This is a genomic window from Dietzia sp. NCCP-2495 (assembly GCF_026011735.1).
Lineage (GTDB): Bacteria > Actinomycetota > Actinomycetes > Mycobacteriales > Mycobacteriaceae > Dietzia.
The window spans coordinates 19,415-31,839 of sequence record NZ_BRVN01000021.1; the positions used below are offsets into that span (position 1 = coordinate 19,415).

Annotated in this window: 10 protein-coding genes; 3 read left to right on the top strand and 7 right to left on the bottom strand. The window is 70.0% G+C overall.

What is annotated here, in order from left to right; translation table 11 throughout:
* Nucleotides 1–8 precede the first annotated feature (8 nt).
* Complete coding sequence (locus OPF83_RS14385) at nucleotides 9–1,355, bottom strand: ATP-binding protein (protein ID WP_264888233.1); 1,347 nt, start codon at nucleotides 1,353–1,355, stop codon at nucleotides 9–11.
* Nucleotides 1,356–1,478: 123 nt separating this feature from the next.
* On the opposite strand from OPF83_RS14385, the gene OPF83_RS14390 reads away from it, so the two are divergent.
* Nucleotides 1,479–2,795, top strand: a complete 1,317-nt coding sequence (locus OPF83_RS14390; protein WP_264888234.1) for a PspC domain-containing protein — start codon at nucleotides 1,479–1,481, stop codon at nucleotides 2,793–2,795.
* Nucleotides 2,792–3,292, top strand: a complete 501-nt coding sequence (locus tag OPF83_RS14395) for a hypothetical protein (RefSeq protein WP_264888236.1) — start codon at nucleotides 2,792–2,794, stop codon at nucleotides 3,290–3,292. Before OPF83_RS14390 ends, OPF83_RS14395 begins: the two co-directional genes overlap by 4 nt.
* Nucleotides 3,293–3,378: 86 nt before the next feature.
* Here OPF83_RS14395 and guaA read toward each other — a convergent pair whose 3' ends face one another.
* The 4 genes from guaA to guaB form a co-directional block, all read right to left on the bottom strand.
* Nucleotides 3,379–5,052 carry a glutamine-hydrolyzing GMP synthase gene (gene guaA / locus OPF83_RS14400; RefSeq protein ID WP_264888237.1) on the bottom strand — a complete coding sequence of 558 codons (1,674 nt, stop codon included), beginning with the start codon at nucleotides 5,050–5,052 and terminating at the stop codon, nucleotides 3,379–3,381.
* Between the two features lie 163 nt (nucleotides 5,053–5,215).
* Nucleotides 5,216–6,979, bottom strand: coding sequence for a GMC family oxidoreductase (locus OPF83_RS14405; protein WP_309297796.1), 1,764 nt, complete (start codon nucleotides 6,977–6,979; stop codon nucleotides 5,216–5,218).
* Between the two features lie 216 nt (nucleotides 6,980–7,195).
* Nucleotides 7,196–8,335, bottom strand: coding sequence for a GuaB3 family IMP dehydrogenase-related protein (locus tag OPF83_RS14410; protein WP_264888238.1), 1,140 nt, complete (start codon nucleotides 8,333–8,335; stop codon nucleotides 7,196–7,198).
* 7 nt (nucleotides 8,336–8,342) lie between these two features.
* A complete protein-coding gene (gene guaB, locus OPF83_RS14415) occupies nucleotides 8,343–9,878 on the bottom strand; it encodes an IMP dehydrogenase (protein WP_264888239.1) in 1,536 nt (511 codons plus the stop codon).
* A 137-nt stretch (nucleotides 9,879–10,015) separates the two neighbouring features.
* Between guaB and OPF83_RS14420 the strand changes: the two genes are divergently transcribed.
* Nucleotides 10,016–10,441, top strand: a complete 426-nt coding sequence (locus OPF83_RS14420; protein ID WP_375546273.1) for a DUF5319 family protein — start codon at nucleotides 10,016–10,018, stop codon at nucleotides 10,439–10,441.
* Between the two features lie 187 nt (nucleotides 10,442–10,628).
* On the opposite strand, the gene OPF83_RS14425 is transcribed toward OPF83_RS14420, so the two are convergent.
* Both OPF83_RS14425 and OPF83_RS14430 read right to left on the bottom strand, forming a co-directional pair.
* Nucleotides 10,629–11,675, bottom strand: a complete 1,047-nt coding sequence (locus OPF83_RS14425) for a hypothetical protein (RefSeq protein WP_264888240.1) — start codon at nucleotides 11,673–11,675, stop codon at nucleotides 10,629–10,631.
* Nucleotides 11,672–12,253, bottom strand: coding sequence for a sigma-70 family RNA polymerase sigma factor (locus OPF83_RS14430; RefSeq protein ID WP_264888241.1), 582 nt, complete (start codon nucleotides 12,251–12,253; stop codon nucleotides 11,672–11,674). The genes OPF83_RS14425 and OPF83_RS14430 overlap by 4 nt, the downstream gene beginning before the upstream one ends.
* Between the last annotated feature and the right edge of the window lie 172 nt (nucleotides 12,254–12,425).

Here is a 12,425-nt window from a genome sequence, read left to right on the forward strand (position 1 = left end):
CACCTGCATCATTCGCCCTCCAGCGGCATCTCGATCCCGATCTCGGTCCCGCGTCCGAGCGTACTGCGCACCGTGACGCTGCCCCCGCGACTGGTCACGCGATGCCGGATCGACTGCGCGAGACCGTGCCGGTCATCGCCGACCGTCTCGGGGTCAAAGCCGGCGCCACGGTCGCGGACGAACGCGGACAGCACGCGCCCGTCGATCTCGACGTACACGTCGGCGGTGTCGACGCCGGCGTGCTTGGCGACGTTGACCAGTGCCTCGCGGATGGCGCCGAGCACCGCGTCCTCGGCGTGGCCAACGGCCCGGTCTCCGCCCACCACGACCTGGTCGACGCGGAGTCCGTAGTCGTCCTCGACATCGGCGACCAGCACCCCGACAGCCCCGGCGACGCTGGTGGCGCCGGACGACATGCGGGCCTCGGCGCCGAACAGCCACTGCCGCAGCTCGCGTTCCTGCCGGCGGGCCAGTCGGGAGACCTGGACCTGGTCGTCGGCGCGCTTCTGGATGAGCGCGAGGGTCTGCAGGACGGAATCGTGCAGTTGGGAGGCGATGTTGCTGCGCTCGGACTCGCGGATCCGCGCGGCGCGTTCCTCCTCGAGCGAGTGCCACATCCTCAGTCCGACGGGGACGGAGAGCAACACCACGCCGACGAGGGTCGCCACCACCGCGAGGAGGGAGGACCGCAGGGCGGCGAGCTCGACCTGTCCCAGGACCACCACGGCGAGGCCGACGACAACGAGGGTTGCACCGGCCGTGACGCGGGCCCAGTCGAAGGCCGACCGTGGCGAGGTCTTTCCCCCGCGGTCGTACTGCTGCCAGACGAGCCCCGCACCGAGCGCCACCACCAGGACGGGGACCACAACGTTAAGTCCCGTCGCGGTGGTCAGCATGAACGAGAGCACGGCGCCCAGAATCGCCACCACGAGCAGCGCCTTGCCCCTCCGGTGCTCGCGGGGATCCACGGGCTTCGAGGCTGCAGCTGCACCTGCGCCAGAGCCTGCGCCTGCGCTTGGACCCGCGCCGACACCGGAACCGCCGCGAGGGCCGGGGCCGCCGACAGGTGCGGCCGGGAGCATCACCCAGAGCACGGAGTACATGGCCACGCCGGCTCCGGCGAGGCTGGCGAGCAGGACCATGACCAGCCGCACGTGCGTGACGCTCACCCCGAGGTGCTCGGCCACGCCCGCGCAGACGCCACCCAGGACGGACCCGTTCGGGGACCGCGTCAGGCGCGGGTACCACCGGAACCTCGCCGGCGGCCCGACGGGAAGCCGCACGGTCGGGGCCTCGGCGGGCAGCGGACCGTGCGCTCCGACCCGGGGTGCGGGGTCGGTCGCGTTCTCACTCATAGAAGCCATGGTCACAGATGACCCCCGGGTCCGCATCAGGGGTCGACCCCGAGATTTCCGGGGTCGAAATATCAGGGTTGCTCCCCGATGTGCTGAGAGCGGGGACAGACCACGATAAGAGCCATGTCCAGCACCAGTACCCAAGACCTGTCCGAGGAGCTGCGCTCCCTGTGGCGGACGCGCCCGGTCCGGACCCCGGATGATTCCAAGATCGCCGGCGTCGCCGGGGGCTTCGGCCGTCGCTACAACATCGACCCGGTCATCATCCGCGTCGCCTTTGTCATCACCGCCCTCTGGGGTGGCGCCGGCATCTTCCTCTACGCCCTCATGTGGCTGCTCCTGCGCACCGCCGGAGACGAGGCCTCCAAGGGCGAGGCGCTTATCGGGCGGGGCCGGGCGTCCGGCTCCAAGGTGGGGGCGATCGCGCTCGTCGTCGTCGTCCTCATCTCCGCACCCACCTTCGGCGGTTCCGGTCAGGGCTTCCTCGTAGGCGCCGGCTTCCTGGCCACCGCGGCGATGCTCGCCGGCTGGTACGGGCTGCACCGCCGCACACCCCAGCCGCCGGCCGGGTGGGAGGCGGTCTCCGCGATGCGGCCCGGCACGCCCGGTCCGGGCGCGTGGCGCCCCGGCCAGCAGGGACCGTGGCACCCCGGCTTCGGTGCGGGCTTCGGTGCTGGCTCGGCACCGGGCGCAGCTGCTGGCACCGGTACGCACGGCGACGGCGCCTCCGCCGCGGCCGACGCGCAGGCCCCGGGTGCTGACGCGGACGCCCCGTACGGCCCGCCGACCCCACCGACCTGGGACCCGCTCGGTGCCGCCCCGTTCGCGTGGGACCTGCCCGAGCCCGGCATCCGCATCTCGGACGAGCAGCCGGCCAGGAAGAAGTCGCGGCTGACCAAGATCACGCTCGGCCTGGCGATCATCGCCGCAGCCGTGGCCACCGGCCTGGCACAGCTACCCGGTACGACCTGGCTCGACACGACCCGCATCGCGGCGATCGCTCTGGCCGTGGTGGCCGGCGGACTGCTCATCGGCGCCGTCACCCGTCGCGGTCACGGACTGCTGATCGTCGCCGGACCGCTCGCCGGATTCGTGCTGCTGTCCTCATTCGTGCAGACGAACGCCGCCGACTGGCAGAACTACACCCAGCACCAGTTCGAGATCAGCTCACCCACCCAGCTGGAGACGCCGCTGACCAACGAGTTCGGCAGCCTCAACATCGACATGACAGGCCTGGAGCTGGATCGCGATCGCACCTACACGATCAAGAACGAGGTCGGCGAGGTCCGCGTGACTGTTCCCGAGGGGATGGCCGTGGACGCGAACTGCACGACCGAGATCGGCTCCGTCGACTGCCCTGAGCTCTCGACGAACGACGACGGCCCTGTCCTCACCCTGGATATCTCCAGCGAAATCGGAAGTGTCAAGGTGACCCGATGAACGCGCTCAACACCCCGGCCGCAGATGGCGGCATCGGCGGCAACCAGAACGACCCGGGTGCCAGCAGCGCCCCGACGGAGGATCTGAGCGGCACGTGGCGCGAGACCCCGACGGCGGGGTTCGGCACCGGCCCGACGGCGCAGTTCGGCGCCTCCACGGCGTCCACGTTCGGCACCGGCCCGACCACGGCGATCCCCGAGCAGCCGCTGTATGAGCCGCTGCCGTACGGCACCGGGTTCGCGTCCTCCCAGCCGCTGGGCTTCGGGGTCGGACCGTCGGACACGGGGATCGCGCTGGCGAGTGCGGCCGGCAGCACGGTCGCGATGCCGGAGAAGAAGAAGTCCGGCTCCCCCACCCTGGCCGTCGCGGGAGTGCTCTCCCTGGGTGTGGCTGTGTGGGCGATCCTCGGCGGACCGGTCATCACGCCGACCGTGCTGCTGGCTGGCGGCCTGGTCCTGATGGTGCTCGTCGGACTGGTGATGGTGATCCGGCGCTGAGTCACCGGCGACGCGGAGCTGGAGTCGCCGGAGACAAGGAGGGGCCCAGAGCTACACGCAGACGCGGTAGCTCTGGGCCCTTTCCGTCACTCCCACTCGATGGTCCCCGGCGGCTTGCTGGTGACGTCCAGCACGACCCGGTTGACGTCGGGCACCTCGTTGGTGATGCGATTGGAGATCAAGGCCAGCGTCTCGTACGGCACGCGGGTCCAGTCAGCGGTCATGGCGTCCTCCGAGCTGACCGGACGCAGCACGATCGGGTGACCGTAGGTACGACCGTCGCCCTGGACGCCCACCGAGCGGACGTCGGCGAGCAGCACGACCGGGCACTGCCAGACCGTCTCGTCGAGACCCGCGGCGGTCATCTCCTCGCGGGCGATCGCATCCGCCGCACGCAGCGTGTCGAGACGCTCCTTGGACACGGCACCGACGATGCGGATCCCCAGGCCCGGGCCGGGGAACGGGTGGCGGCCGACGATCGACTCGGGCAGACCGAGCTCGCGGCCCACGGCCCGGACCTCGTCCTTGAACAGCAGGCGCAGGGGCTCGACGAGGGTGAACTCCACGTCGTCGGGCAGGCCGCCGACATTGTGGTGGCTCTTGATGGTGGCGGTGCCGGAGCCGCCGCCGGACTCCACGACATCCGGGTAGAGGGTGCCCTGGACGAGGAAGTCCACGGAGCCGGAGCCGCCGCCGGTGGAGGCCTCAGAGCCGCCGCCGGACGAGGCGTCGGAGCCGCCGGACGAGCCGCCGTCGGACGAGCCCTGGACCTCGAGGGCCTTGGCCACCGCGCGCTCGAAAGAGCGGATGAACTCGCGGCCAATGATCTTGCGCTTGGTCTCCGGATCGGTGACACCGTCGAGGTGCCCGAGGAACACGTCCGCGTCGTCGAGCGTGATGAGCGGGGCGCCGATCGCGGAGGCGAAATCGGTCTCGACCTGCTCACGCTCGCCGGCGCGCAGCAGACCGTGGTCGACGAACACGCAGGTGAGACGATCACCGATCGCGCGCTGCACCAGCGCGGCGGCCACCGCGGAGTCCACGCCGCCGGACAAGCCGCAGATCGCGCGCCCCTCCCCGATCTGCTCGCGCACGGAGGCGATGAGCTGTTCGGCGATGTTCGACGCGGTCCACGACGGCTCGAGCCCGGCGACCTCGGTGAGGAATCGGGTGAGCACCTGCTGACCGTGCGGCGAGTGGAGCACCTCGGGGTGGTACTGGACGCCGGCCAAGCGACGCTCGGTGCACTCGAACGCGGCCACCGGGGCGCCGGCCGACGTGGCGGTCACCTCGAATCCCTCCGGGGCGGCGGTCACGGCGTCACCGTGGCTCATCCACACCGGGTGGTGCTCGGGCAGCCCGGCGTGGAGCTGCCCACCGGACACCGTGACGTCGGTCCGGCCGTACTCGCGGTTCCCGGTCTCGGAGACCTCGCCACCCAGCGCGCGGGCCATGACCTGGAAGCCGTAGCAGATGCCGAACATCGGCAGGCCCAACTCGAACACCTCGGGATCGAGCGACGGCGCGTCCTCGGTGTACACGCTGGACGGTCCCCCGGAGAGGACGAGCGCCACCGGGTTCTTGGCCTTGATCTCCGCGGCGGTCGCCGTGTGCGGGATCACCTCGGAGTACAGGTGCGCCTCGCGGACGCGACGCGCGATGAGCTGCGCGTACTGGGCGCCGAAGTCGACGACGAGGACGGGGCGCGGAGCCGCCGCCTCTGCGGTGAGCTGGGAGTTGGTCTGTGCGTTCTCGGCCACGCACCCGAGTCTATGCGCCGCGGCGTCGTCGTCGTATTCGACCACGGCACCGCACTCCCCAGACCCGAAAATCCGCTACCCCCCGCCCGGATCCGCTACCCGTCCTGGGGTAGCGGATGTCGAGGGAGAGTAGCGGATTCCGGGGAGGGCGGGAACGAGCGCGTCAGCTCACGCCGACGATCGGCAGGCACAGCGCGCCCGGCGCCGCCTCGGGCACGAACGGCGACTTCGGCGGCACCGGCTGGATGCGCACATACGCCTGGCCCTGCGCCGGACGCGGATCGGCCTCGCCCTTGTTGGGCCACAGGGACATGGCGCGCTCAGCCTGCGCGGTGATGGTCAGCGCTGGGTTGACGCCGAGGTTCGCCGAGATCGCGGAGCCGTCCACGACGTGCATGGTCGGGTAGTTCCACACGCGGTGGTACGGGTCCACGACGCCGCGCTCGGGCGAGTCTGAGATGGGGCAGCCGCCCAGGAAGTGCGCGGTCATGGGCATGTTGAACAGGTCGCCCACGGTGCCGCCGGCGATGCCGTCGATCTTGTCGGCTATCCGGCGCGTGGCCTCGTTGCCCTTGGGGATCCAGGTGGGGTTGGGCTCACCGTGTCCCTGCCTACTGGAGACGTAGCGGAACGGGCCGAAGCGCTTGACGAAGGTCTGCAGTGAGTTGTCCAGGTTCTGCATGACCAGCACGATCACGGTGCGCTGGCTCCACTTGCGGTAGTTCACCAACTTCAGGGCGCTGGTCGGCCGGCGCAGGACCTCGAGCAGGAACAGCAGCCAGCGGGGCATGGTGTCACTGCCGTCGGTGAGGAGGGTCTGCAGCGCGGCGATGGCGTTGGAGCCCTTGCCGTAGCGGACCGGCTCGATGTGGGTGTCGGGCGTGGGGTGGAAGGACGAGGTGATGGCCACGCCCTCAGAGAAGTCACGCTCGGGGATGTACTTGTCGCCCGCCGCGCCGAGGATGGACTCGGAGTTGGTCCGGGTGAGCTTGCCGAGCGCGGAGGACATGCGCGGCAGCGAGCCGTCGTCCTTCGCGTAGTGCAGCAGGTGCTGGGTGCCCCACGTGCCAGCGGCCACGATCACCTGCTTGGCGGTGATGGTGGTGGCCCGCTTACCGCGCTTGCTCCACGCCCCGGTGCGCTCGACGGTGACCTCCCACGAGCCGTCCTCGCGCTCGCGCAGGCCGGAGACCGTGGTGCGGTCAAGGATGCGGGCGCCGGCGCGCTCGGCCAGGCCGAGGTAATTCTTGACCAGCGTGTTCTTGGCGCCGTGGCGGCAGCCGGTCATGCACTCGCCGCACTCGATGCATGCCGTGCGGTCCGGGCCGACACCGCCGAAGAAGGGATCGGGGACGGTCTCGCCGGGCGCACCCTGGCCGCCGGTCTTCTCGCCGAAGTACACGCCGACCGGCGTGTAGACGAAGGTGTCCTCCGCGCCCATGTCCCGCGCGACCTCCTTCATCACCATGTCGGAGTGCGTGTGGGTGGGATTGGTGACCACGCCGAGCATGCGACGGCCCTGGTCGTAGAACGGGGACAGCTCGGAGTCCCAGTCGGTGATGTGTGCCCACTGCTCGTCGTTGAAGAACGGCGGGTTGGGCTTGTACAGCGTGTTGGCGTAGTTCAGCGAGCCACCGCCCACGCCGGCGCCGGCCATGACCAGCACGTCGTTGAGCATGTGCACGCGCTGCAGGCCGAACAGGCCGATCTTGGGTGCCCACACGAACTTGTTGAGCCGCCAGGAGGTCTTGGCGAAGTCGGCGTCGGCGAACCGGCGACCGGCCTCCACGACCGTGACCGCGTAGCCCTTCTCCGTCAGCCGCAGCGCGGAGACACTGCCGCCGAATCCGGAGCCGACGACCAACACGTCCGTGTCGGTCGGCAAGGGTGCCGCGGTGGTCGTGTGCGGCTGCCTGGACGACGTCATGACGAAACTCCCCCGTGTGGGCCAATGATGCGGGTCACATTACCCGAGCGCCCAAGAACTTACCCGACAGTAGTACCGCTTATGTAAGTCAACTAGACCGCTGGCCGACTCCGGGGCCGGGCCGGGGCGGGGGCACGGGCCGCTCCGGGCCTCTCCCCCGAAATGCCCCGCACCCCGCAGCGACGTGCGCTGCGGGGCGCGTGACACAGGCGAAACTCAGCTCCGCACGGACAGGTCCACCTTCTGGAAGCCCTTCACGTCGGTGTAGCCGCACTTGGCCATCGCCCGGCGCAGGCCGCCCATGAGGTTGCGCGTGCCGTCGGGCTGGCTGGTCGGCCCCTCGAGCAGTTCGGTGAGCGGCGCGAGCGCGGTCTCGTCGTGCGTCTCGGCGACGAGACCGCGGGGCATGTTGGGGTGCGCGGAGACGGAGTCCCAGTACACGCCCTTGCCGGGCGATTCGAGGGCGCCGGCGAGCAGCGGTCCCAGGACCACGGCGTCGGCCCCGCACGCCACGGCGCGGGCGATGTCGCCGGAGGTGTAGATGTCGCCGTCGGCGAGCACGTGGACGTAGCGTCCACCGGTCTCGTCGAGGTAGTCGCGCCGCGCGGCGGCGGCGTCGGCGATGGCGGTGGCCATGTGGATCTCCACGCCGAGGACCGAGCCGGTGGTGGTGACGCCCTCGGCTCCGCCGAAGCCGACGATCACGCCGGCCGCGCCGGTGCGCATGAGGTGCAGCGCCGTCTTGTAGTCGACGACGCCACCGGCGATCACGGGAACGTCCAGTGAGCCGATGAACTCCTTGAGGTTCAGCGGCTCGTCCTCGCCGGAGACGTGCTCGGCGGAGATGATCGTGCCCTGGATGACCAGCATGTCGATGCCGGCCTTGATCAGCCCCGGCGTGAGCTCCCGCGCGCGCTGCGGCGAGACGCGCACGGCGACGGTCTGCCCCTCGTCGCGGATCGTGCGCACGGCGGCGGCGAGGTACTCCTCGTTGATGGGCGCCCTGTGCAGTTCCTGGAGCCGCGCCACGGCGCGGATACCGGTCAGGTCCTCCAGCGCGATGTCGCGGAGCTCGGCGATGGCCGCCTCGGGGTCGGCGTGGCGGGCCCACAGGCCCTCACCGTTGAGCACGGCCAGTCCGCCCTGGTTGTTGATCTCGATGGCCGACGACGGCGAGACGATCGCGTCCGTCGGATGGGTCATCACCGGGATTTCCATCTGATAGGCGTCGATCTGCCAGGCCGTGGACACCTCCTTGGAGCTGCGGGTGCGTCGGGCCGGGACGAGGTCGATCTCCCCCAGTCCGTACATCCGACGGGCCTCGCGGCCCATTCCGATCTCTACGACATCACGCACGGTTCGATCAGCCCTTGACGTTGTAGTTGGGTGCCTCGACTGTCATTTGGATCGCGTGGGGGTGGCTCTCCTTGAGCCCCGCCGCCGTGATCTGGACGAACTGGGCGTTGTTCATCTCGGGAATCGTCGCCGAACCCGTGTAGCCCATGCCCGCGCGCAGGCCGCCGTTCAACTGGTGCAGCACCTGGCCGACGTCGCCGCGGAAGGGCACGCGGCCCTCGATGCCCTCCGGCACGAGCTTCTCCTCGGAGAGCACGTCGTCCTGGAAGTAGCGGTCCTTGGAGAAGGACTTCTCGGCGCCCGGCTTGCCGCGGCCGCGCATCGCGCCGAGGGAGCCCATGCCGCGGTAGACCTTGTACTGCTTGCCGTCGACGAAGATCAGCTCACCGGGCGACTCGGTGCAGCCGGCCAAGAGCGAGCCAAACATGCAGGCCGAGGCGCCGGCGGCGATGGCCTTGGCCACGTCACCGGAGTACTGCATACCGCCGTCGGCGATCACGGGGACGCCGGCGGCCTTGGCGGCCACGGACGCCTCGAGCAGGGCGGTGATCTGCGGGGCGCCCACGCCAGCCACGACGCGGGTGGTGCAGATGGAGCCGGGGCCGATGCCGACCTTGATGGCGTCCGCACCGGCGTCGATCATCGCCTGGGCGGCGCCTCGGGTGGCGAGGTTGCCGCCGATCACCTGGACGCGGTCGCCGAACTCGCGCTTGACGCGCGTGACCATCTCCAGCGCGTTGCGGTTGTGGGCGTGGGCGGTGTCCACGACGAGCGCGTCGACCCCGGCCTCGGCCAGCGCTCCGGCGCGCTGCCAGGCGTCCTCGCCGGTACCGATCGCGGCGGCCACGCGGAGGCGACCGTCGGCGTCCTTGGTGGCGTCGGGGTGCTTCTCCGTCTTGACGAAGTCCTTGACCGTGATGAGGCCGGTGAGGCGGCCGCCACCGTCGACGATCGGGAGCTTCTCGATCTTGTGGCGGCGCAGCAGACCGAGCGCGGCCTCGGCGGTGACGCCCTCACGCGCCACGACCAGCGGGGCCTTGGTCATGACCTCGTCGACACGGCGACTCTTGTCCACCTCGAAACGCATGTCGCGGTTGGTGATGATGCCCACCAGTTCGCCACGCTCGTCGGTGACCGGCAGGCCGGAGATGCGGTACCGGCCGCACAGTTCGTCGACCTCGGCGAGCGTGTTGGAGGGCTTGCAGGTGACCGGGTCGGTGACCATGCCGGCCTCGGACCGCTTGACCGTGTCGACTTGGGCGGCCTGGTCGCCGATCGAGAGGTTGCGGTGCAGCACGCCGATGCCGCCCTGGCGGGCCATGGCGATCGCCATGCGCGCCTCGGTGACGGTGTCCATGGCCGACGAGATGAGCGGGACCTTGAGAGTGATCTCGCGGGTCAGCTGCGTGCTGGTGTCCACCTCGCTGGGAACCACCTCGGAGGCGGCCGGGAGCAGCAGGACATCGTCGAAGGTCAGACCGACCATCGCGACCTTGGCGGGGTCGTCGCCGCCCGTACGCACGAAGCCTTGCGACTGACTCATCTGCGGTCCTCCTGGGGGTCGTCTCGGTGCACGTTCTACGAGGATAGTGCTTTTGCGGCCGCGGCCTCGAACCGCTGGACCCGCACGTGGGAGGTCCGGGGGCACCGTGTGCCACCAATCACGGGTACGGTGGGGTCGTGAACGATCCACTTCGGCATGGCATGCCGCCCGACCCGTTCGACGGAGATCCTGACGATCCATCGGCGGAACTGGCCGAATTCGATCCCGTCGACGGTCAGTTCCCCTCCGGTCCCCTCGACTCCGAGGAGCGCCAGGCCATCGAGGAGGACCTGGAAGATCTCACGGAGTTCCAGCGTCTTCTGGCCCCGATCGGGGTGAAGGGCGTGGCGGTGCAGTGTGAGGACTGCGCGGAGGAGCACTACCACGAGTGGGACATGCTCCGGTCCAACCTCATCCAGCTCCTCGCGGACGGATCCCTCCTCCCCCACGAGCCGGCGTTCGATCCGATCCCGGATGACTATGTGACGTGGGAGTACTGCCGCGGCTACGCCGATGCGGTGCGCGCCATGCGGCCGCCGCGCAAGCTCAACTGGCGGCGCTGAGCTGAACGCTCCGGCGCACGACCAGCCGAAGCGCGGCCAGCCGCAGCACGACCAGCCGCAGCGCGACCAGCCAGCGCCCCAGAACGCAGACACCGGGCCCACACCTCCGAAAGGCGGTGTGGGCCCGGTGTCGTGTATGCCGACCTCAGGGAGTCGGCATCAGGTCATCGACCTCAGCGTGGCGGCGTCAGTTCGTCGGCGAGGTCGACTTGCCCGAGTTGCTCGGCGCCACGTCCTTCGCCGGTCCCTCCGGCTGCGACTGCGCCGTCGTGGTGGGCACCTGGGTTGTGACGGTGACCCGCGTCGGCGACGTCTGCGTCTGCGTTTCCTGGTTCAGGGTGTCGGCCGGGATCCCCGTCGTGGGCGCCAGGAAGTCCTGGAGCCGCTGGGTGTCGACCGGGATCTGCAGGGTCGTGCTGATCCCCAGGCCGTCCATCGGCAGCGGGATTACAGGCATGCCCGGGGCCGGCGGCGGGATGAGGTTCGACGGCAGCGGGACGGGCACTCCGGGGACCAGGGTGGCCTGGCCCGGCTGCGGCGCGGGCGCCGGACCGGGATCGGGTGCCGGTGCGGGCGACGGGACGGCGGTCGGGGTGACCCGTGACAGGTCTCGCAGGATCGCGTCACGACGCTTCATCAACTCCACCCGTTCAGCGGCGTTGGTCACCTCGTCGAGTCGCTGGCTGACCTGTTCCAGGAGTCGCTCGGCCTCGCTGTGGTCCCCCTCGCGGGCCGCGTCATCCGCAGCCGCGAGGTACTCACTGAGATCGTTGACGAGCTCCACCTCGCCCGCGCGGTCGGAGAAGATCGTCTTGGAGACTCCCCAGAGCGGATCGCCGGGCATCGCGCTGTGCGCGGCCACGGACAGTCCGCCGACGATCATCGCGGCCACCGCGGCGGCGCCGGTCACGGCCTGCCACAGGGCGGGCCGCGTTCCGTGATGGTGGTCGCCACGCCGCGTCCAGACCCGACGCGGACGCAGCTGCGTCACGTTGGAGGCCATCGCGACCTCGATCTCCTCGGCGCTCGGGAGCGGCGGCATGGCCGCGGCGTCCGTCTCGGCGCGCCAGTCGGCGAGGAGGGCGACCAAGGGGTCGTCGCTGTCGGTCAGTTCACCGCTACCGAGAAGGTCCAGGAGTTCATCGTCGCGTGCGACCTCAGCCCGGTCGACATCCTGTGCGTCGAGCGAGGCGACATCGTCCCAGCCCTGCTGGCCGAAATCGTCGTCATTCATCGCCACCGCTCCTCTCCGTCCTTCTCGATCGTTGCCCGGAGCTGCTTCATCGCCCGGTGTTGGGCGACGCGCACGGCTCCGGCCGTGCTGTCGACGATCTCCGCCGTCTCTTCGGCGGAGAGTCCGACCACCACGCGTAGCCGGACGATCTCCCGTTGCTTCTCCGGCAGGGTCTGAAGCAGTGCTCGCACCGCATCTGAGACCTCACCTTCGAGGAGGTGATCCTCCGGCCCCGTGTCGTCTGAGAGCACCTCGGGGAGGTACTCCACGGGATCGGACTTGTTCCGAGCGTTGCCCCTGTGGGCGTCCGCGACCTTGTGAGACGCGATCCCGTACACGAATGCCATGAAGGGTCGTCCCTGGTCTCGGTATCCCGGCAGTGCCGAGAGAACCGCGATCAGGACCTCCTGGGCGACATCGTCAGCAGACAGGTTGGCTCTCTCCGAGCCGCCGACGCGGGAGCGGCAGTACCGCACCACGCCCGGCTGTACGAGTTCAAGCACACGCGACGCGGCGGTGCGGTCTCCCTTGACCGCTGCGGCGACGGCGAGTTCCAACTCGTCTGCTGTACCTGTCATCGAAATCGTGAGCCCGTTCGTTACACGAGGGTGTTACGGGGCGCAACCTTCCTGTCGGGGGTGAGATACCTGATTGTCGGGGGTGGAATGCCCGCATGTCGGAGGTCAGACGCGCGGGCGTCACGAGAACGTCACGAGCACCTGTCCGGGCAAGACGGTGGTCCGATTACGC